The sequence below is a fragment of the Micromonospora sp. NPDC002575 genome, from assembly GCF_042889525.1.
Taxonomy (GTDB): Bacteria; Actinomycetota; Actinomycetes; order Mycobacteriales; family Micromonosporaceae; genus Micromonospora; species Micromonospora carbonacea.
This window is the reverse complement of the sequence record NZ_JBIARA010000025.1, coordinates 12,836-32,484: the sequence shown is the minus strand read 5'-3', so window position 1 is coordinate 32,484 and position 19,649 is coordinate 12,836. Positions and strand designations below refer to the sequence as shown.

General features: G+C 74.4%; 18 protein-coding genes. 8 read left to right on the top strand and 10 right to left on the bottom strand.

Features of this window, described 5'->3' with window-relative positions:
* The first annotated feature begins 176 nt into the window (after positions 1-176).
* Positions 177-1,439: an amidohydrolase gene (locus tag ACFYWL_RS27640; protein ID WP_386978474.1), complete on the top strand. Its 1,263-nt coding sequence runs from the start codon at positions 177-179 to the stop codon at positions 1,437-1,439.
* Here the strand turns inward: ACFYWL_RS27640 and ACFYWL_RS27635 are convergent.
* A complete protein-coding gene (locus ACFYWL_RS27635) occupies positions 1,396-2,340 on the bottom strand; it encodes a DUF4349 domain-containing protein (protein WP_386978471.1) in 945 nt (314 codons plus the stop codon). The genes ACFYWL_RS27640 and ACFYWL_RS27635 overlap by 44 nt on opposite strands.
* Before the next feature lie 119 nt (positions 2,341-2,459).
* Here ACFYWL_RS27635 and ACFYWL_RS27630 point away from each other — a divergent pair, with 119 nt between their 5' ends.
* From ACFYWL_RS27630 to ACFYWL_RS27615, 4 genes are all read left to right on the top strand, one after another.
* Positions 2,460-3,089, top strand: coding sequence for an MBL fold metallo-hydrolase (locus tag ACFYWL_RS27630; protein WP_386978468.1), 630 nt, complete (start codon positions 2,460-2,462; stop codon positions 3,087-3,089).
* Positions 3,090-3,097: 8 nt separating this feature from the next.
* Positions 3,098-4,165: a hypothetical protein gene (locus ACFYWL_RS27625; RefSeq protein WP_386978465.1), complete on the top strand. Its 1,068-nt coding sequence runs from the start codon at positions 3,098-3,100 to the stop codon at positions 4,163-4,165.
* A gap of 5 nt (positions 4,166-4,170) precedes the next feature.
* Positions 4,171-4,920, top strand: a complete 750-nt coding sequence (locus tag ACFYWL_RS27620) for a hypothetical protein (RefSeq protein ID WP_386978463.1) — start codon at positions 4,171-4,173, stop codon at positions 4,918-4,920.
* A 200-nt stretch (positions 4,921-5,120) separates the two neighbouring features.
* A complete protein-coding gene (locus ACFYWL_RS27615; protein WP_386978460.1) occupies positions 5,121-6,083 on the top strand; it encodes a GNAT family N-acetyltransferase in 963 nt (320 codons plus the stop codon).
* 276 nt (positions 6,084-6,359) lie between these two features.
* On the opposite strand, the gene ACFYWL_RS27610 is transcribed toward ACFYWL_RS27615, so the two are convergent.
* Positions 6,360-6,815 carry a gamma-glutamylcyclotransferase gene (locus tag ACFYWL_RS27610; protein ID WP_043961858.1) on the bottom strand — a complete coding sequence of 152 codons (456 nt, stop codon included), beginning with the start codon at positions 6,813-6,815 and terminating at the stop codon, positions 6,360-6,362.
* A 106-nt stretch (positions 6,816-6,921) separates the two neighbouring features.
* Here ACFYWL_RS27610 and ACFYWL_RS27605 point away from each other — a divergent pair, with 106 nt between their 5' ends.
* Positions 6,922-8,325, top strand: coding sequence for an NAD(P)H-quinone dehydrogenase (locus ACFYWL_RS27605; protein WP_077936113.1), 1,404 nt, complete (start codon positions 6,922-6,924; stop codon positions 8,323-8,325).
* 32 nt (positions 8,326-8,357) lie between these two features.
* Here the strand turns inward: ACFYWL_RS27605 and ACFYWL_RS27600 are convergent, their stop codons facing one another.
* The 5 genes from ACFYWL_RS27600 to ACFYWL_RS27580 form a co-directional block, all read right to left on the bottom strand.
* Entirely contained in the window at positions 8,358-8,966 is a 609-nt protein-coding gene (locus ACFYWL_RS27600) for a DedA family protein (protein ID WP_386978455.1), read from the bottom strand.
* A gap of 270 nt (positions 8,967-9,236) precedes the next feature.
* Positions 9,237-11,276: an ABC transporter ATP-binding protein gene (locus ACFYWL_RS27595; protein ID WP_386978452.1), complete on the bottom strand. Its 2,040-nt coding sequence runs from the start codon at positions 11,274-11,276 to the stop codon at positions 9,237-9,239.
* Positions 11,273-13,006, bottom strand: coding sequence for an ABC transporter ATP-binding protein (locus ACFYWL_RS27590; RefSeq protein WP_386978449.1), 1,734 nt, complete (start codon positions 13,004-13,006; stop codon positions 11,273-11,275). The genes ACFYWL_RS27595 and ACFYWL_RS27590 overlap by 4 nt, the downstream gene beginning before the upstream one ends.
* Positions 13,000-13,482 (bottom strand): MarR family winged helix-turn-helix transcriptional regulator, encoded by a 483-nt coding sequence (locus ACFYWL_RS27585; protein ID WP_386978446.1) that lies wholly within the window; start codon positions 13,480-13,482, stop codon positions 13,000-13,002. Before ACFYWL_RS27585 ends, ACFYWL_RS27590 begins: the two co-directional genes overlap by 7 nt.
* A gap of 24 nt (positions 13,483-13,506) precedes the next feature.
* On the bottom strand, positions 13,507-13,950 hold the full coding sequence (locus tag ACFYWL_RS27580) for a DoxX family membrane protein (protein WP_386978443.1): 444 nt from the start codon (positions 13,948-13,950) through the stop codon (positions 13,507-13,509).
* Between the two features lie 86 nt (positions 13,951-14,036).
* Between ACFYWL_RS27580 and ACFYWL_RS27575 the strand changes: the two genes are divergently transcribed.
* Positions 14,037-14,594 carry a TetR/AcrR family transcriptional regulator gene (locus ACFYWL_RS27575; RefSeq protein WP_386978440.1) on the top strand — a complete coding sequence of 186 codons (558 nt, stop codon included), beginning with the start codon at positions 14,037-14,039 and terminating at the stop codon, positions 14,592-14,594.
* A gap of 63 nt (positions 14,595-14,657) precedes the next feature.
* Here ACFYWL_RS27575 and ACFYWL_RS27570 read toward each other — a convergent pair whose 3' ends face one another.
* The 3 genes from ACFYWL_RS27570 to ACFYWL_RS27560 form a co-directional block, all read right to left on the bottom strand.
* Entirely contained in the window at positions 14,658-15,092 is a 435-nt protein-coding gene (locus tag ACFYWL_RS27570; RefSeq protein ID WP_386978604.1) for a MarR family winged helix-turn-helix transcriptional regulator, read from the bottom strand.
* A gap of 351 nt (positions 15,093-15,443) precedes the next feature.
* Positions 15,444-16,883 (bottom strand): GuaB1 family IMP dehydrogenase-related protein, encoded by a 1,440-nt coding sequence (locus tag ACFYWL_RS27565; protein WP_386978437.1) that lies wholly within the window; start codon positions 16,881-16,883, stop codon positions 15,444-15,446.
* A 170-nt stretch (positions 16,884-17,053) separates the two neighbouring features.
* Complete coding sequence (locus tag ACFYWL_RS27560; protein WP_386978434.1) at positions 17,054-18,805, bottom strand: acetyl/propionyl/methylcrotonyl-CoA carboxylase subunit alpha; 1,752 nt, start codon at positions 18,803-18,805, stop codon at positions 17,054-17,056.
* A 145-nt stretch (positions 18,806-18,950) separates the two neighbouring features.
* On the opposite strand from ACFYWL_RS27560, the gene ACFYWL_RS27555 reads away from it, so the two are divergent.
* Positions 18,951-19,547 (top strand): PadR family transcriptional regulator, encoded by a 597-nt coding sequence (locus ACFYWL_RS27555; RefSeq protein WP_386978600.1) that lies wholly within the window; start codon positions 18,951-18,953, stop codon positions 19,545-19,547.
* The last annotated feature ends 102 nt before the right edge of the window (positions 19,548-19,649 follow it).

The window sequence follows — 19,649 nt, the reverse complement described above, 5'->3', positions numbered from 1 at the left end:
TCAACCGCGATCTACCTGCTGTCCCGCAGATTATCGAGCCCTCCCACCAGGGCGTTCGTGACGCTGCGCGGTCCGATCACTACGGGAATGATGTTGCACAGAGTCACCGTCGAAGGTCTAGGCTGGCGGCTGTCATCCCCGAAGATCCATCCATTCCTAGTGATCGAGATTTCGACGTGACGAGTGCGTTGACGCTGCCGAACGGCAGCCACCTGGCGTCGTCGGCCTGGCCGGAGTCGCCGTCCGGGTCGCAGCCATTGCCCTTCGAGCTCGACCATCTGCTCGCCCTCCGGGTGCCCGGCCTCGTCGCCACCCGCCGGCACATCCACTCCCACCCGGAGCTCTCCGGCGAGGAGTTCGAGACAGCGGCCCTGATCGCCCGCGAGCTGTCCCTCGCCGGCCTGCGCCCCCGCCTGCTGCCGAAGGGCAACGGGGTCATCTGCGACATCGACGGCCGCCCCGACGGCCCGGTGGTCGCGCTGCGCGCCGACATCGACGCGCTGCCGCTGACCGACGTCAAGGACGTGCCCTACCGGTCCACGAAGGACGGTGTCTGCCACGCCTGCGGCCACGACGTGCACACCACCGTGCTGCTCGGCGTCGGCATGCTGCTGGCCCAGCTCGCCGACCTCGGCGAGCTGGACGGCCGCGTCCGGCTGATCTTCCAGCCGGCCGAGGAGATCCTGCCCTGCGGCTCGCTGGAGGTCATCGAGGCCGGCGGCCTCGACGACGTCGTGCAGATCTTCGCGCTGCACTGCGACCCCAACCAGCCCGTCGGCAAGATCGGTCTGCGGGTCGGCCCGATCACCGCCGCCGCCGACAACGTCACCGTGCGGCTCACCGGCCCGGGCGGGCACACCGCCCGCCCGCACCTGACCGTCGACCTGGTCGACGCCCTCGGCCGGCTGGTCACCGAGGTGCCAGCCCTGGTCAGCCGCCGGGTGCCGGCCAACAGCGGGCTGCTGCTGGTGTTCGGCCACGCCTCGGCCGGCACCCGGTACAACGTGATCCCGTCCGAGGCGACCGCGTCCGGCACCCTGCGGGTGATGGACCGCGACACCTGGGACGAGGCCCCCAAGATCGTCGCTCAGGTGGTGCGGGACGTCATCGCCCCCACCGGCGCCACCGTCGACCTGGAATACCTGCGCGGCCGGCCCCCGGTCACCAACGACGCCAGGGCGATCCAGGTGCTGACCGCGGCGACCCACGCCGCGCTCGGCCCGGACGGGGTCGCCGAGACCCCGCAGAGCATGGGCGGCGAGGACTTCTCCTGGTATCTGGAGTACGTCCCCGGCGCGCTGGCCCGGCTCGGCGTCGGCCGGTCCGGCCCGAACGTCGACCTGCACCGGGCGTCGTTCGACGTCGACGAGCGGGCCATCGCGGTCGGCGTCCGGGTCATGGTGCAGACCGCGCTGCGGGCACTGGCGGCGGCGCGCTGACGACCGGCGTCGGCGCCCGCCGCCGACGCCGCCTCAGCACCGCCAACAGCGCGGCCACCGGCACGCCGAAGGCCACCGCGAACGGCAGCAGCGCCCCGAGCACCGTGAGCAGCACGCCCAACGAGGCGACGAACGCCGTCCAGCCGCCGCGCAGGCCGACCACGAAGCCGGTGTCGGGTTCCGGGTCCCGGACGTCCGCCTCCGGCCCGACGAGGGTGAGGGTGATGGTGGAGAGCGCCGTCAGGTCGGCCAGGCGGCGCTTCTTCGCCTCCAACGAGGCGAGGTCGGCCTCCCGGCGGGCCACCTCGCTCTCCAGCGTCACCAGGTCGCCGATCGAGGTGGCCCGCGCCAGCAGCTTGCGACCGCTCTCGACCCGGGCCCGCTGGGTGGCGATCCGCGCGTCGAGGTCCACGGTCTCCTCGGTCACGTCCTCCGTGCGGATCGCCCGCTGCTCCTGCCGGCCGAGCCGCGCCAACTCCTCCAGCACGGCGGTGAACCGCTCCGCCGGCACCCGCAGCTGCAACTCCGCCCGCGCGTCGGCGCTTCCCCCGCTGCTGCGCTCGTCGCCGCCGACGAAGCCGCCGATGCCGGTGACCGCCGCGACGGCGGACCGGGCGGCGGCGTCCACATCGTCCACCCGTACCCGCATGGTTCCGGTGTAGATGATCGACCGCTGGTCGACCCGCAGGTCCGGTGACCCGCCGCCCGCGCCGGAGCGCGCCGTTCCGGCGTCGGCCCCCTGCTCGGCCTTCGCCCCGCCGGCCGCCACCCCCTGCTGGGGCGCCACGGCCGCCGAGTCCTGCGCGCCGCCGCTGTCGCCGTCGGCGCTGCACCCGCCGACCGCCAGCAGCGCCACCAGCCCCACCGCGGTCCACAACCTGCGTCTCGCGTGTCCGTCCATCAACAGCTCCGATCGTCTGCGCCCCCCGTCGGGCGATACGTCAGACGCGACGCGGCACCGGGCCGGTTCCGGCAGACTGCGCTCAGAGACATCACGATTAGGTCAATCGAGGAGTCACGATGCAGCTCACCAAGTACGCCCACTCCTGCCTGAGGGTCGAGCACGACGGCGGGGTGCTGGTCGTCGACCCCGGCGTCTTCAGCGACCCGGCGGCACTGGACGGGGCGGACGCGGTGCTGATCACCCACGAGCACCCCGACCACGTGGACGTCGCGGCGCTCACCCGACAGCTCGACCGCCGGCCGCTGCGCATCCACGGCCCGGCCTCGCTGGCCGGCGTCCTCGGTGACGCGGCCGAGGCCCTGGAGCCGGTCGTGCCCGGCCAGTCGTTCACGGCGGCGGGCGTGCCGGTACGCGCCTACGGCGGCCGGCACGCCGTCATCCACCCCGACATCCCGGTCGTGGACAACCTCGGATACCTGCTCGACGACGTCGTCTACCACCCCGGCGACTCGCTGGTGGCACCCGAGGACGTCCAGGTGGACACGCTGTTCGCGCCGATCCACGCCCCCTGGTCGAAGTTCTCCGAGGTGCTCGATTTCATCCGCGCGGTCGCCCCGCGCCGCGCCTTCGCCCTGCACGACGGGCTGCTCAACGACAACGGGCTCGCCGTCCTCAACCGCCAGTACGCGGCCCTGTCCGGGACCGACTACCAGCGCCTCGAGCCGGGCAGCCGGCTCGACGCCTGAGCCGTGCCGTGCCGCCCCCGCAGGACCTCCTCCGGCGGCTCTACACCGAGCCGCCGGAGGCGTTCGTCGCCACCCGCGACGCCGCCGTCGCCGAGGCCCGGCGCTCCGGCGACCCCGCCGCGGCCCGCGAGATCGCCCGGCTGCGCCGGCCCACCGTGGCCGCCTGGCTGGTCAACCTGCTCGCCCTGCGCCGCCCCGACCTGGTCGCCGACCTGACCCAGCTCGCCGAGGCGCTGCGCGCCGCCCAGCGCGACCTGCGCGGCCCCCGGCTGCGGGAGCTCTCCGCCCAGCGGCGGGCGGCGGTCGCCGCGCTGGTCGCCGAGGCCCGCCGGCTGGCCGCCGACGCCGAGGGCGGCCCGCCGGCAGGGAAGCTGCCGCTGGGCGAGGTGGAGGCGACCCTCAACGCCGCCCTCTCCGACGCGGAGGTCGCCGAGCAGGTGCGCTCCGGCCGGCTGCTGCGGGCCGCCAGCTACGCCGGCTTCGGCGAGGTGCCCCGCCCCCAGCTCCGCCTGGTTACCGGCGGCGAGGAGCCGCCCCCGCCCCCAGGCCCGCCCGCCGGCCCCGGACAGCGCGCCGCCGGCCGGAGGACGGGCCGCGCCGAGCCCGCCGGCCGGAAGGCCGACCGGGCCGGTCACGCCGCTCCCGGAGCGGGCCGCGCCGCCCGCGACGTCGAGCGCGACGAGCGCGCCGCCCGGGATGCCGAGCGCGCCGCCCGGGAGGCCGACCGTGCCGAGCGCGCCGCGCGGGCCGAGCGGGCCCGGCAGCGCCGGGCGCTGGAGCGGGAACTGACGCGGGCGCGGACCGACCAGGAGCGGGCCGAGGCGGAGCTGGCCGGCGCGGCGGCGGCCGAGCACGACGGCACCGAGGAACTGGCCGACATCGAACGGTCGCTGGCCGAGCTGGAACGGCGACGCGCCCAGGCCGAACAGGAACTGAGCCGGCGGAAGCTGGCCCGCCGGGCGGCGGAGCGGGCCGTCATCGCCGCCCGCCGCCGCACCGGCGAGGTGGAGGGGGCGATCGAGGCGGTGGACGCCGAGGGCGGGGCTGCGGCGGAAGGCCCCGGCGGGGCAGACTGAACCCGATGACGCCGGAGCAGGTCGCCGCCGCGAGCAAGCCGTTGGTGCTGGGGCTCGGGGCGGCGTTCACCCGCTGCCCGGCCACCCTGCGCCGGGCCGGTCGGCTCGGCATCCCCGGCTGGGCCTTCCACGTCGCCGGCCGGGCCGGGGCGCTGGGTGACGTCCGGGTCGCCACGGTGACCGCCGCCCTCGGCTTCGTCGCCCCCGAGGCCGTCGCCGACGGGTGGGACGCCGCCGCCCGCGTGCTCCGCCCGCCGGAGGTGGCGGCGGCGTACCTGGCCGAATGCTGCCGGTGGGGCGCCGAGCACCTGACCACCCTGGCCGGGGTGGGCCGGCTGGCGACACTGCTGCACCGGGTGGTCGACGCGGCCGACGCCAGCGCGATGCCGCTCTTCGCCGCCTGGCGGGCCATGCCGCCGCCGGCCGACTCGCCGGCCGCCCGCGCCGCCGTCGGGCTGCTGCTGCTCCGGGAACACGTCGTCGGTGCGTGTTTGCTGGCGGTGCGGGCCAGCGGGCTGACGCCGCTGGAGGCAATGCTGACCGGCCCGGAGGGGGAGGCCGCCGCGCTCGCCTGCGGCTGGTCGCCGCCGTATCCCCCGGTCGGGCCGCTGGTGCGCCGCCGGCTGTGGGCCGACGCGGTGACCGACCGGCTGACGTCGCCCGGCTTCCGGGCGCTCACCCCGGCCGAGGGCGTCGAGCTGCTCGACCTGCTGACCGCCGCGCACGCCCTGGTGCAAGGAAGGGCCCCTTCTTAACGCCTGAGGTAGAGAAGGGGACCCTTCTCACCGCACCGCACCGCACCGCACCGAGCGGGGCGGGGCGCGCAGAGTGGGGCGGGCGGGGTGGCGCGGGGCGCTGAGCGCGCCAGAGGAGCGGGGGAGCGGGGGAGCGGGGGAGCGGGGGAGCGGGGGGAAATGGGGGGCGTGGGCCCCGGGCCGGCTGCCAGGATCGCCCCGTGACTCTTCCCGCCGGCTGGGCGGCGCGCCGCCCCACCCTCGACGACGTGCCCGCGATCCTCGCGGTCGTGCACGCCGCCGACACCTTCGCGATCGGCCACCCGGACTTCGACGCCGAGGACGTCAAGGCGGCGCTGACGGCACCGCACTTCGACCCGGCGCGCGACTCCTGGCTGGTCAGCGACCCGCAGGGCCGGCTCGTCGCCTGGTCGCTGGTGGACAACCCGACCGGGGTGGGCCGGGAGTTCGTCGACGTCCTCGTCGACCCGGAGCACGGCGCGGCGGTGCGCGCGCCGCTGCTCGCCCGGATGCTGGACCGGGTCGCCGAGCGGGCCGCCGAGCGGGGCCTGCCCGCGCTGACCGTCCGCACCTCGGCGTACCGGCCGGAGACCCGGTGGGCGACCGAGCTGACCGGGGCCGGTTTCACCCGGGTGAAGCGGTACCTGCGGATGAGCCGGGAACTAGCCGATTTGCCCGCCGAGCCGCCGCTGCCGCCGGGGGTGACGGTCCGCCCGCTGCGCGCCGACGACGAGGCCGACCTGCGGCTGTTCCACCGGATCTTCGACACGGCGTTCCGGGACACCCTGGACTACGAGCCGGTCGGCTACGACCACTGGCGGGAACACCTTCCCGCGTACGCCAGGACCTGGGACGAGTGGTTCGTCGCCGAGGTCGACGGAGAGCCGGCCGGCGCGTTGCAGTCGTCCGACCAGGCGCTGGAACAGGACATGGGCTGGGTACGCACCCTGTCGGTGCTGCCGGCGTACCGGCGGCGCGGGGTGGGGGCCGCGCTGCTGCGGCGGGCCTTCGCGGTCTACGCGGCCAAGGGGCGGCGGCACGCCGGCCTCGGCGTGGACCTGGCCAACCCGACCTCCCCGGCGACGCTCTACCGCTCGGTGGGGCTGCGGGAGCTGCACTGGGCCGACATGTACGAGCGCACCGTCCCCGCCGTCGCTGCGTGACAGGACCCCGCCGCCGCCTGACAGGAGCCCCGCCGGTGCGCGACCGGGGTGGGGCCGCAGCGTGACGGGCGGACCGCCCGTGTCGCTGCGTGACAGGACCCCGCCGCCGCCTGACAGGACCCCCGCTGCTGCCTGACAGGGAGCCCCGCCGGTGCGCGACCGGGGCGGGGCCGCAGCGTGACGGGCGGACCGCCCGGTGTGGGCCAGGCGACCCGGTCCTGGGCCGCCGTGCGGCCCGATCCGGGGGAGAGCAGACTAAAGGGCGTGGGAGACGCGCTATGCCGACGCGGTGCCGGTGGGACGGGATCGCAGCTCGCTGACGTAGTCGTCGGGCGCGCCCGCCTTCTCGGCGGCGTTGGCGATCTCCGACAGGTACCAGGCCGTCGGCAGGCCGCCCTCGTAGCCGTCGAAGACGTAGACCCAGGCGGTCACGTCCCCGTCGAGGGTGGAGACCCGGACGTGCAGCTTCCGGTACGTCCCGGAGGTCACCCCCTCGATCTCGTCGAGCTGGGCGGCGTCGTAGGGGTGGATGTCGTAGAGCGCCACGAACACCCGGTCGCCGGGGGACTCGACGACGGTGCTGACCGCGCCCTCCCAGCCGATCACACCCTCGCCGGCGAAGGTGAGCCGCCAGCCCTCCAGCCAGCCGACGCCGACCATCGGGGAGTGCGGGCAGTAGGCGCGCATCCGGGCGGGATCCAGGTTTGAGCCGTAGGCGGCGTAATGACGCACGGCGATGACGATAGCCCGGCGGACGGGTGGGGGAGAATACGACGGTGCGTGTCGGACGTGTCGGGGAGAAGAAAGTCACTGTGAGCATGGACGAGGGGCGACAGTTGTGAGCCAGATCGTGATCATCGGCGGTGGGCCGGCCGGGTACGAGGCGGCCCTGGTCGCCGCCCAGTTGGACGCCGATGTCACCGTGGTGGAGGCCGAGGGGGCCGGCGGCGCGTGCGTGCTGTCCGACTGCGTCCCGTCGAAGACGTTCATCGCCAGCTCGGAGGTGGTCACCGGATACCGGGACACCGAGGAGTTCGGGGTGCACTCCGACGGGCTGGAGGCAGTCACCGTCGACGCGCGGACCGTGCACGAGCGGGTCAAGCGGCTCGCGCTGGCCCAGTCCGCCGACATCCACGCCAAGCTGGTCAAGGCCGGCGTCACCTTCGTCGCCGGCACGGCCCGGCTCGGCGAGGACATGCTGGGCCACACCCACCGCGTCGTCGTCACCCCGGCCGACGGCTCCGGGAAGCACTCGATCGACGCGTCGACCGTGCTGGTCGCCACCGGGGCCACCCCGCGCCAGCTTCCCACGGCCGTGCCCGACGGCGAGCGCATCCTGACCTGGCGGCAGGTGTACGACCTGCCCGAACTGCCCGAGCACCTGATCGTGGTCGGCTCGGGCGTCACCGGCGCCGAGTTCGCCAGCGCGTACCTCGCCATGGGGGTCCCGGTCACCCTCGTCTCCAGCCGGGACCGGGTGATGCCGCACGAGGACGCCGACGCCGCCATGGCGATCGAGCGGGTGTTCCGGTCCCGGGGCATGACGATCCTCAACAACTCCCGCGCCGAGGGCGTGCGACGTACCGCCGACGGGGTGGAGGTGGAGCTGGCCGACGGCCGGCTGGTGCAGGGCTCGCACGCGCTCATCGCGGTCGGCTCGATCCCGAACACCGCCGGCCTCGGCCTCGCGGAGTACGGCGTGGAGCTGGCCCGGGGCGGCTACGTCACCGTCGACCGGGTGTCGCGCACCAACGTCCCCGGGATTTACGCGGCCGGCGACTGCACGGGGGTGCTGCCGCTGGCCAGCGTCGCTGCGATGCAGGGCCGGATCGCGATGTGGCACGCGCTCGGCGAGGCGGTCCGGCCGCTGCGGCTGCGCACGGTCGCCGCGAACGTGTTCACCGACCCGGAGCTGGCCACCGTCGGCGTCTCCCAGGACGAGGTGGACGCGGGCCGGACCCCGGCCCGCCAGGTGATGCTGCCGCTGTCGGGCAACGCGCGGGCGAAGATGGACGACCTCGCCGACGGCTTCGTGAAGCTGTTCTGCCGCCCGGCCAGCGGCCAGGTGATCGGCGGTGTGGTGGTGGCCCCGAAGGCCAGCGAGCTGATCCTGCCGATCACGATGGCGGTGGAGAACAACCTCACGGTCAACGAGCTGGCCCAGACCATCACCATCTACCCGAGCCTGTCGGGCTCGATCACCGAGGCGGCCCGCCAGCTCATGCTCCACGAGCTGGAGTAGCCGGGCCGGCTCCTCCGCCACCCCGCGCCAGGTCAGTCGGTCGGGGGCTCGGGGCTGGCGCGGCGGGTGCCGAGGGCGGTCATCGCCCAGCCGGCCGCCGCGAAGCCGGCCGCCGCCGCACCGGCGATCACCAGTAGCTGCCACGCCGACTCGGTCAGCGCCGTGCCGCCGAGGTGCCCGATCAGCGTCCCGTAGGTGGCCCAGCCGGCCGCCGCCAGCGCCTCGTACGTGAGGAACAGCCGGTACGGGTACCGGCTGCGGCCGGCGGCGAAGCAGGCGGCCATCCGGCCGCCGGGGACGAAGCGGCAGAGCAGGATCACCAGCGGCCCCGGCCGGCGTAGCCCCCGGGTCACCCGGCCGGCGATCCGACGGGCCCGGCCCGGTGCGGCGGTCGGCGCCGGCCGGCGGTCCGGCGCGCGCCGGCCCAGCAGGTAGCAGGCGAGGTCGCCGACGAAGACGCCGAGGGCGCCGACGCCGATGGTCACCGGCAGGCTCAGCCCGCCGTACACGGTGAGCGCGCCGCCGGTGATCATCAGGACCTGCGTGGGCACGACCGGCACGAAGGCGTCGACCGCCAGCAGGCCGAGCAGGACCAGGTAGGCCCAGAGCGGCGAGGCGACGTTGGTCAGCAGCTCAGGCACGACAACCACCTCGCCGGGTCCGGCCGATCGGATGCACCGAGCCTGCCGGCGTGCCCGGCGTCACCGCAGCCCGCCCCGGCCGGTGGTGACCGCCGACACGGCCGGCGGGCCGGCAACCCTGGCGTACGGGTGGAGGCGGTCGCCGCGTTCGGGACGAGCGGCGTACCGTTGTCGGAGCGCGGCCCCGCACGTCGGGCCCTCGTTCCCGACGTCCGGGCCGCCAGGGCCGCCGGCAGGTCCCGTGCCGGCGGCCCGCCCGTGTCACGGCGGTCAGCCCTGGACGGTGGCGGCCTGGGGCTCCGGCCCGCCGACGGCGACCGGGTCCGGCTGGCTGAACTGCGCCTGGTAGAGCCGGTGGTACGCGCCCCGGGCGGCCAGCAGTTGCTCGTGGGTGCCCTGCTCGACGATGCGGCCGTTCTCCATCATCAGGATCAGGTCCGCGTCGCGGATGGTGGACAGGCGGTGGGCGATGACGAAGCTGGTCCGGTCGGAGCGCAGCGCCGCCATGGCCCGCTGGAGCAGCACCTCGGTGCGGGTGTCCACCGAGCTGGTGGCCTCGTCGAGGATCAGCAGCGACGGCTCGGCCAGGAACGCCCGGGCGATGGTGATGAGCTGCTTCTCGCCCGCGCTGACGTTGCTGCCCTCGGAGTCGATGACGGTGTCGTAGCCGTCGGGGAGGCTGCGCACGAAGCGGTCCACGAACGTGGCCCGCGCGGCGGCCACGATCTCCTCCTCGCTCGCGCCGGGCCGGCCGTAGGCGATGTTGTCGCGGATCGTGCCGCCGAAGAGCCAGGTGTCCTGGAGCACCATCCCGATCCGGCCGCGCAGGTCGTCGCGGCGCAGGGTGGTGATGTCGACCCCGTCGAGGGTGATCCGGCCGGCGTCCAGCTCGTAGAAGCGCATGACCAGGTTGACCAGGGTGGTCTTGCCGGCCCCGGTCGGCCCGACGATGGCCACCGTGTGGCCCGGCTCGGCGACCAGCGACAGGTCGGAGATCAGCGGCTTGTCCGGCTCGTACCGGAAGGAGACGCGGTCGAACTCGACGCGGCCGTGCGGGTCGGCGACCCGGGCCGGCACGGCCGGGTCGGGGCTCTGCTCCTCGGCGTCGAGCACCGCGAACACCCGCTCGGCGGAGGCGACCCCGGACTGGAGCAGGTTGGCCATCGAGGCGACCTGGGCCAGCGGCTGGGTGAACTGCCGCGAGTACTGGATGAACGCCTGCACGTCGCCGAGGCTCATCGTGCCCGACGCCACCCGCAGGCCGCCGACCACGGCGATCGCGACGTAGCTGAGGTTCCCGATGAACATCATCGCCGGCATGATGATCCCGGAGATGAACTGCGCGCCGAAGCTGGCCCGGAACAGCTCCTCGTTCTTGGCGGTGAAGGCGGCCTCCACCTCGCGCTGCCGGCCGAAGACCTTCACCAGCTCGTGGCCGGTGAACGCCTCCTCGATCTGGCCGTTCAGCTCGCCGGTGTGCGTCCACTGGGCGATGAACCGCTGCTGGGAACGCTTCGCGATCGCGCCGGTGACCACCACCGACAGCGGCACCGCGACGAGGGCCACCAGCGCCAGCAACGGCGAGATCCAGAACATCATGGCGAGTACGCCGACCACGGTCAGCAGCGAGGTGAGCAGCTGGCTCAGCGTCTGCTGGAGGGTCTGCGAGATGTTGTCGATGTCGTTGGTGACCCGGCTGAGCAGCTCGCCCCGGGGCTGCCGGTCGAAGTACGGCAGCGGCAGCCGGTTCAGCTTGTCCTCGACGTCGGCGCGCAGCCGCAGCACCGTGCGCTGCACCACCCCGTTGAGCAGCCAGCCCTGCCACCACATGAGCAGGCTGGCCGCCAGGTAGAGGGCGAGCGCGAACAGCAGCACCCGGCCCAGGGCGGCGAAGTCGATGCCGACCCCGGGCACCACGTCCATCCGGGCGAGCATGTCGGCGAAGTTGTCGTTGCCGGCCGCGCGGGCCGCCACGACGGCCTGCTCGGCGGTGGTGCCTGCCGGGAGCTGCCGGCCGATCACCCCGCTGAAGATCAGGTCGGTGGCGTGGCCGAGCACCTTCGGCCCGTACACGCTGAACCCGACGCTGACCAGCGCGAGGGTGACGATGACGACGAGCTGGAGGCGGTGCGGCCGTAACCGGCGCAGCAGCCGGCGGGCCGACGGCCCGAAGTTCATCGACTTCTCGGCCGGCATGCCGGCGCCCATCCAGGGCGGGCCGCCGCGCTGGCCGCCGGGCGGCAGCCGCTTCGGCGTGGCCGGCTCCGCCTTCGCCGCCCCGGTGGGCCGCTGGTCCGGTACGGGCGTCATGCCGGCACCCCCGCCGTCTGCTGGGACGCGACGATCTCCGCGTACGTCGGACAGTTCTCCAGTAGTTCGGCGTGCCGGCCCATCCCGACGATGCCCCCGTCCTCAAGCACGATGATCTGGTCGGCGTCGACGATCGTGGAGACCCGCTGGGCCACGATCACCACCGCCGCGTCCCTGGTGACCGGCCGCAGCGCCGCCCGCAGCCGGGCGTCGGTGCCGAGGTCGAGCGCCGAGAACGAGTCGTCGAACAGGTAGATCTCCGGCTTGCGCACCAGGGCGCGGGCGATCGCGAGGCGCTGCCGCTGCCCGCCGGAGACGTTGGTGCCGCCCTGCGCGATCGGGGCGTCCAGCCCTTCGGGCAGGGCGGCGACGAAGTCGCGTGCCTGGGCGACCTCCAGGGCGGCCCAGAGCTCGGCGTCGGTGGCATCCGGGTTGCCGTACCGCAGGTTGCTGGCGATCGTGCCGCTGAACAGGTACGGCCGCTGCGGCACCAGCCCGATCCGCCGCCACAGCTCGTCCGGGGCGAGGTCGCGCACGTCCACCCCGTCGACCAGCACCGCCCCGGCCGTGGCGTCGACCAGCCGGGGGATCAGCGTCAGCAGGGTCGTCTTGCCCGCCCCCGTGCTGCCGATGACGGCCGTGGTGCGCCCGGCCGCAGCCCGGAACGAGATGTCGTGCAGCACCGGTGCGCTCGCCCCCGGGTACTGGAACCGGACGTCGCGTAGCTCCAGCTCGCCCCGGCTGGTCACCTCGGTCACCGGCGCGGCCGGTGGGACGACCGTCGAGTCGGTGTCCAGCACCTCGACGATCCGCTCGGCGCAGACCGCGGCGCGGGGGACCATCATCAGCATGAGGGTGGCCATCATGACGGCCATCAGGATCTGCATCAGGTATTGCAGGAAGGCGGTGAGCGCGCCGACCTGGATCTGGCCGGCGTCAACGCGTTCCGCGCCGAACCAGAGCACGGCGATGCTGGAGACGTTGAGCACCAGCATCACGATGGGGAAGATCAGGGCCATCAGCCGGCCGGTGCGCAGGGCCGTCGCGGTGAGGTCGGCGTTCGCGCGGCCGAAGCGCTCCGTCTCGTACGGCTCGCGGACGAACGCCCGGACCACCCGGATGCCGGTGATCTGCTCGCGCAGCACGCGGTTGACCGCGTCGATGCGGGTCTGCATCAGCCGGAACCCGGGCACCATCCGCCGGATGACCAGCGCGAGCGCGACCGCCAGCACCGGGACGCTGACCAGCATCAGCCAGGACAGCCCGATGTCCTCCCGCAGGGCCATCACCACCCCGCCGATGCTCATGATCGGCGCGGCGGCCAGGATGGTGCAGCTCATCAGCACGAGCATCTGCACCTGCTGCACGTCGTTGGTGTTGCGGGTGATCAGCGAGGGCGCGCCGAAGCGGGCCACCTCGCGGGCGGAGAACCGGTTGACGTGGGCGAACAGCTCGGCGCGGACGTCCCGGCCGAAGCCCATCGCCGTGCGCGCGCCGAGGTAGACCGCGGCGGTGGAGCAGGCGATCTGCACCAGGCTGACCAGCAGCATCCAGCCGCCCGTGCGCATGATGTAGCCGGTGTCGCCCCGGGCCACGCCCTGGTCGATGATGTCGGCGTTGAGGCTGGGCAGGTAGAGCGAGGCCATCGTGCCGACGAACTGGAACGCCAGCACCGCCGCCAGGGGCCGATGGTAGGGGCGCAGATATGCGCGGAGCAGCCGGATCAGCACGCCGAGGTCTCCGGTCTCGTGTCGTGGGTCGTCATCTGTGGTTCCTCTCCACTGCCGATGACCTCGAGCAGAAACTGCCGGATCACGGCCGCCTTCGCCGGGTCGGCGTCGACCGAGGTCAGTGGTCGCCCGGACTGCATGAGGGTGGTGAGCGCGGTGACCCGTTCCCGGCCGGCGGGGGTCAGGACGAGCCGCACGCTGCGCCGGTCGGCGTCGTCGCGCTGCCGCTCGACCAGGCCGTCCCGCTCCAGCGTGTCGACGATGCCGGTGAGGGTGGCCGGGCGGATGAAGCCGGCCTCGGCGACCGCCCGGAGGGGCAGCTCGCCGTGCCGGGCCAGGGTCAGCAGGGTGGCCATGCCCGCCTGGGTCAGACCGTGCTCCTCGGCGAGGTAGCGGTTCCACCGCTGGCCGACGATGTGGCCGGCGGTCACCAGCAGCCGGCCCAGCGGCACGTCCCGCAGCCCGATCAGGTCCATGCGCTCATGTTAGCCCCCTGATAGTCAGGCCCCAAACGATATAGCGGCGGCGGCAGTGAGGAAGACCACCTGGAGCAACGCGCGAGGGACGAGCGGAGTCACCGGCCGACCGGCCAGGGTCAGCCCGCGCCGGGCGGCCGAGGCGTTGGCCGGGAACATGGCGAGCAGCAGCAGCCCCAGCCCGGCCGCCGCCCACCCCGCCGTGGCCGGCACGAGCAGCGCGACGGCGCCGGCCAGCTCCAGCACGCCGGTGACGGTGACCAGCAGCCCCGGGTGGGGCAGCCGCGGCGGCACCATGGCGACCAGGTCGGCCCGCCGGCCGGTGAAGTGGGCGAGCCCGGTGAGCGCGAACAGGGCCGCCAGTCCGACCCGCAGCGCGGGGTGCCAGCCGGCCAGGGCGTCCACGCCGAGCAGCCCGGCCAGCCGGGCCGCGGCGAAGCCGGCGACGAGAGCGATCAGGGGTGCCATCGGAACCTCCTCGGTCGGGGGTAACTTGTCATTGCCTAGATTGCGCCCGGCTCGCCATCTTGTCAACGACAAGTTAGGCTGCGGCCATGACCGGACCACGGGGCTACCATCACGGTGACCTGCGCCGCGCCCTGCTCGCCGCCGCCGTCGAGGCGATCACCGAGGCCGGGCCGGCGGCCCTGAGCCTGCGCGAGCTGGCCCGCCGGGCCGGCGTCTCGCACGCCGCCCCCGCACACCACTTCGGCGACAAGGCGGGGCTGCTCACCGCGCTCGCCGTCGACGGCTTCGACCTGCTGGCCGGGGCGCTACGCGAGGCCGGCGACCTGCTCGACGCCGGCGTCGCGTACGTCCGCTTCGCGGTCGGGCACCGGGCCCACTTCGAGGTGATGTTCCGCCCGGAGCTCTACCGCCGCGACGACCCGGAGGTGGTGGCCGCCCGCGAGCGGGCCGGCGCGGCGCTGCGGGCCGGGGTGGCGGCCCTTCCGCGCGACGAAGCCGACCCGGACCGGGACTCCGACGCCCTCGCCGCCTGGTCGATCGTGCACGGATTCGCGACGCTCTGGCTGGCCGGGGCGCTCCCGCCCCGCACCGGCCCGGACCCGGAGGCCGCCGCCCGGACCGTCATCCGCCGGCTCTTCGACTGATGCCGGGCCTCTTCGACTGACGCCGGCTCGTCGACTGACGCCGCCTCTTCGGCCGACGCCGGCTCAGCGCGGAGCGCGGCGGTGCGCCGGCTCGGCCGGGGTGGCGTCGATGTACTCGCGCATCACCTCGGCCATCTCGCGCAGGAACGCGGCGGTTGCCGCCGCCTGCTCAGGGGAGAGCCGGCCGACCGCCCGCTCCACCCCGGCGAGCATCGGCCGCAGCGCCTCGACCACCTGTTCGGCGGCGTGGCCGGTGACCTGGAGGCAGAGCCTCCGCCGGTCGCGCGGGTGCGGCGCCCGCGTCACGTGCCCGGCCTGCACCAGCCGGTCGACCAGGGTGGTCGCCGACGCCGACCGGATGCCCAGCCGGTTGCCCAGCTCCACGGGGCCGAGGGGCTCCGGGCTGGCGACGAGGTGGTCGATCGCGGCGGCGTCGGTCGCCCCGATGCCCAGCCGCCGGGCCAGCGCGGCGCGGGTGTCCCCGGCGACCCGGAGCATCTCGCGCAGCGCGGCCACCGCCTCGTCGTCCGCCGCCTGCCGGCCCGCAGTCCCGCTGCCCGGCGTCCTGCCGTCCGCCGGGCTCGCCTGGGCGCCGGGCACGACGGCGCGGGCCGGCGATGCGGGCGAAACCTGCTCCATGGCTAGAAGTTAGCACCCAATAATAGTTAGACCGTCGAGCAATCAACGGGCCTGCGGGGAAGGAAGGGCCCCCTGCAAACCCCTGCGGTAGAGAAGGGCGCCCTTCTCACCGGCCGGGCCCGGTGCGCCCGCGCCCGGCCGGAGCGCCCGACGCCGATGCCGGCTGCGACGCCGACGCCGATGCCGGCTCCGGCGCAGGCTCCGGTGGGGTCACCAGCTCGTCGGGAGGGGCATCCCCTCGGTGTAGCCGGCCGTGCTCTGCACCCCCACCAACGCCCGGTCCGCGAACTCCGCCAGGCTGCGCGCGCCCGCGTACGTGCACGCGCTGCGTACCCCGGAAATGATCTCGTCGATCAGGTCCTCGACGCCCGGACGGTCCGGGTCGAGGTACATCCGGGCCGAGGAGATGCCCTCCTCGAAGATCGCCTTGCGGGCCCGGTCGAACGCGCCGTCCTCGGCAGTGCGCGCGCTGACCGCCCGCGACGAGGCCATCCCGAAGCTCTCCTTGTACCGCCGGCCGTCCGCGTCCGCGTACAGGTCGCCGGGGGACTCGTAGGTGCCGGCGAACCAGGACCCGATCATCACGTTCGACGCGCCGGCCGCCAGCGCCAGCGCCACGTCCCGCGGGTGCCGCACCCCGCCGTCGGCCCAGACGTGCCGGCCCAGCTCCCGTGCCGCCTGCGCGCAGTCCAGCACCGCCGAGAACTGCGGCCGGCCCACGCCGGTCATCATCCGGGTGGTGCACATCGCGCCCGGCCCGACGCCCACCTTCACGATGTCGGCGCCGGCCTCGACGAGGTCGCGTACCCCGTCGGCGGTGACGACGTTGCCGGCCGCGACCGGGACGCCCGGGTCGAGCTTGCGCACCGCCCGCAGCGCGGACATCATCCGCTCCTGGTGCCCGTGCGCCGTGTCCACCACCAGGGTGTCGACCCCGGCCTCCAGCAGCGCGGCGGCCTTGCCCGTGACGTCGCCGTTGATGCCGACGGCCGCCGCGATCCGCAGCCGGCCGCGGTCGTCCACCGCCGGCCGGTAGAGGGTCGCGCGCAGCGCGCCCTTGCGGGTCAGCACCCCGACGAGGCGGCCGTCGCCGTCCACCACCGGCGCGAGCCGCCGCCGGGCCGCCGAGAGCCGGTCGAATCCGGTACGCGGGTCCGCGTCCGCCGGCACCGTGTGCAACTCGGTCGACATCACGTGCCGGAGCTGGGCGAACCGGTCCACCCCCAGGGTGTCCGCCTCCGTCACCACGCCCAGGGGGCGGCCGGTCTCGTCGACCACCACCACCGCGCCGTGGGACCGCTTCGGCAGCAGGTGGATGGCGTCGCCGACGGTGTCGCTGGGGCCGAGGGTGATCGCCGTGTCGTGCACCAGGTGCCGCCGCTTGACCCAGCCGACGACGTTGGCCACCACGTCGATCGGGATGTCCTGCGGGATCACCGCGATCGCGCCGCGCCGGGCGACGGTCTCGGCCATCCGCCGGCCGGCCACCGCCGTCATGTTCGCCACCACCAGGGGGATGGTGGTGCCCGTGCCGTCAGAGGTGGCCAGGTCGACGTCCAGCCGGGAGCCGACCTCGGAGCGGGCCGGCGCCATGAAGACGTCGTTGTAGGTCAGGTCGTGCGCGGGAACCGCGCCGTGTAGGAACCGCACCCGGCCATCATTGCCGCACCTGGGCTCCGCCGCCCGCGGTGGTCGCGGAAAACACCCCGGGCCGAGGTACGCGCAGTCCTGCGCTCGGCCCGCGCCCGGCGACGGCGCAGGGCGTTAGGAAGGGGCCCTTCCTATACAGAATGCGTTAACAGGGGGCCCTTCCTTGCGCCTCAGGCGATCGTGCAGATGGGGGAGCCGGCGGTGATGACCGCGCCGACCTCGGCGGACAGCCCGCTGACCGTGCCCGCCTTGTGCGCGTACAGGGACTGCTCCATCTTCATCGCCTCCAGCACCACGACCAGGTCGCCCTCGGCGACGGTGTCCCCGTCCGCGACGGCGATCTTCACGATCGTGCCCTGCATCGGGGAGGTGAGCGCGTCGCCGTCGACCGCCGCGCCGGCCTTCGCCCCGCCGCCCCGGCGGGCCGGCCTCCGCGCGGCGGGAGCGGCGGCGGACGTACCCGCGCCGAGGCCGGCGGGCAGCGTCACCTCCAGCCGCTTGCCGCCCACCTCGACCACGACGGTCTCCCGCTCGGCCGGGCCCTCGGCGGGGCCGGCGGCGGCGGTGAACGGCGGGACGGTGTTGTGGAACTCCGTCTCGATCCACCGGGTGTGCACGGTGAACGGCGCGGCGGTGAACGCGGGGTCGCGCACCACCAGGCGGTGGAACGGCAGCGCGGTGGCCATCCCCTCGACGACCATCTCGTCCAGCGCCCGCCGGGCCCGCTCCAGGGCCTCGGTGCGGGTCTCGCCGGTGACGATCACCTTGGCCAGCAGCGAGTCGAAGTTGCCGCCGATCACGTCGCCGGCCGAGATGCCGGTGTCCACGCGGACGCCGGGCCCGGTGGGCAGCCGCAGCGCGGTGACCGTGCCGGGGGCGGGCAGGAAGTTGCGGCCCGGGTCCTCGCCGTTGATCCGGAACTCGATGGCGTGCCCGCGCGGCGTCGGGTCCTCGGTCAGCCGCAGCCGCTCGCCGTCGGCGATGCGGAACTGCTCGCGTACGAGGTCGATGCCGGCGGTCTCCTCGGTGACCGGGTGCTCGACCTGGAGGCGGGTGTTGACCTCCAGGAAGGAGATCGTGCCGTCCGCGCCCACCAGGTATTCCACCGTGCCCGCGCCGTGGTAGCCGGCCTCCCGGCAGATCGCCCTGGCGCTGTCGTGGATCTGGGCGCGCTGGGCGTCGGTGAGGAACGGCGCGGGGGCCTCCTCGACGAGCTTCTGGTGCCGGCGCTGGAGCGAGCAGTCCCGGGTGCCGACGACGACCACGTTGCCGTGCTGGTCGGCGAGGACCTGCGCCTCGACGTGCCGGGGCCGGTCGAGGTACCGCTCGACGAAGCACTCGCCCCGGCCGAACGCGGCGACCGCCTCGCGGGTGGCCGACTCGAACAGGTGCGGGATCTCCTCCAGGGTGCGGGCCACCTTGAGGCCGCGACCGCCGCCGCCGAAGGCGGCCTTGATGGCCACGGGCAGGCCGTGCTCGACCGCGAACGCGGTCACCTCCTCGTGGCCGGCGACCGGGTCCGGGGTGCCGGGCACCAGGGGCGCGCCGGCCCGCTGGGCGATGTGCCGGGCGGTGACCTTGTCGCCGAGGTCGCGGATCGCCTGCGGGGTCGGGCCGATCCAGGTCAGGCCCGCGTCGAGGACGGCCTCGGCGAAGTCGGCGTTCTCGGAGAGGAAGCCGTACCCGGGGTGGACGGCGTCCGCGCCGGCCCGCGCGGCGACGGCGATCAGCTTGTCGATCCGCAGGTACGTCTCGGCGGCGGTGTCGCCACCCAGGGCGTACGCCTCGTCGGCCAGGGTGGCGTGCAGCGCGTCCCGGTCGGAGTCGGCGTAGACGGAGACGCTGCCCAGGCCGGCGTCGCGGCAGGCGCGGATGACGCGGACGGCGATCTCTCCTCGGTTGGCGATGAGTACCTTGCGCACCTCGTGGCTCCTCCCGGGATGTTGCTGACGGGGAGTGTATCGGCCGAGGTCGCGGCCCTAACGATCGCTCAGTGTGGGATGTGGCACTGTCCCGCCGCCGATAGTCAAACTTGCCTAATACGCTTCTCCGGTGTCTGCCACTCGGATGATGATTCTCGGTCTGGTCAAGTGGATGCAGCCGGTGCACGGCTACGACGTCCGCCGCGAGCTGCTCAGTTGGGGCGCCGACAAGTGGGCCAACGTGCAGCCCGGCTCGATCTACCACGCGCTGCGCAAGCTCGGCGAGGAGGGGCTGCTCCGCGAGGTCGCCACCGAGCAGGTCGGCGTCCGGCCGGCCCGGACGACGTACGAGATCACCCCGAAGGGGGTCGACGAGTTCGAGACCCTGCTGCGCGACCTGTGGTGGGGCAATCATCAGACGAACGACCCGTTCATGGCGGCGTTCGCGTTCCTGCCGGCGTTGCCCAGGCCGGAGGCGGCGGCCGCGCTGCGCAGCCGGGGGCAGGTGCTGCGGGCCGGCGTGGAGAGCATGCGTGCCTCGATGGCGTCCGCCTGGATCCGCGACTCCAAGCCGGTGGGCGTGAGCTGGACGTACGAGCTGTGGATCGCCCGGGGCGAGGTCGAGGCGGAGTGGTGCGAGCGGGTCGCCGACCGGATCGAGGCCGGCGTGCCGTACCTGCCGGAGGGGTTGACCGGGCGGGACGACTGGCACGTCGGGGAGGGGGCGGACGAGTCGCAATAATCAAAGTTGACCAAAGAAGCTATATCGCGTTAGTCTCGCCGGGAGTTTCGGGGCCACCCCTGTGGCGTGGCGTTTCCGGGGAGCGGCCGGCCCCGTCCGGCC

Excerpts from the sequence above, each read along its gene's own strand:
- ACFYWL_RS27595 (WP_386978452.1), bottom strand. The coding sequence starts at position 11,276 with ATGACGCCCGTACCGGACCAGCGGCCCACCGGGGCGGCGAAGGCGGAG.
- ACFYWL_RS27585 (WP_386978446.1), bottom strand. The coding sequence starts at position 13,482 with ATGGACCTGATCGGGCTGCGGGACGTGCCGCTGGGCCGGCTGCTGGTG.
- ACFYWL_RS27620 (WP_386978463.1), top strand. The coding sequence starts at position 4,171 with ATGACGCCGGAGCAGGTCGCCGCCGCGAGCAAGCCGTTGGTGCTGGGG.
- ACFYWL_RS27580 (WP_386978443.1), bottom strand. The coding sequence starts at position 13,950 with ATGGCACCCCTGATCGCTCTCGTCGCCGGCTTCGCCGCGGCCCGGCTG.
- ACFYWL_RS27575 (WP_386978440.1), top strand. The coding sequence starts at position 14,037 with ATGACCGGACCACGGGGCTACCATCACGGTGACCTGCGCCGCGCCCTG.
- ACFYWL_RS27570 (WP_386978604.1), bottom strand. The coding sequence starts at position 15,092 with ATGCTCCGGGTCGCCGGGGACACCCGCGCCGCGCTGGCCCGGCGGCTG.
- ACFYWL_RS27555 (WP_386978600.1), top strand. The coding sequence starts at position 18,951 with ATGATGATTCTCGGTCTGGTCAAGTGGATGCAGCCGGTGCACGGCTAC.
- ACFYWL_RS27635 (WP_386978471.1), bottom strand. The coding sequence starts at position 2,340 with ATGGACGGACACGCGAGACGCAGGTTGTGGACCGCGGTGGGGCTGGTG.
- ACFYWL_RS27630 (WP_386978468.1), top strand. The coding sequence starts at position 2,460 with ATGCAGCTCACCAAGTACGCCCACTCCTGCCTGAGGGTCGAGCACGAC.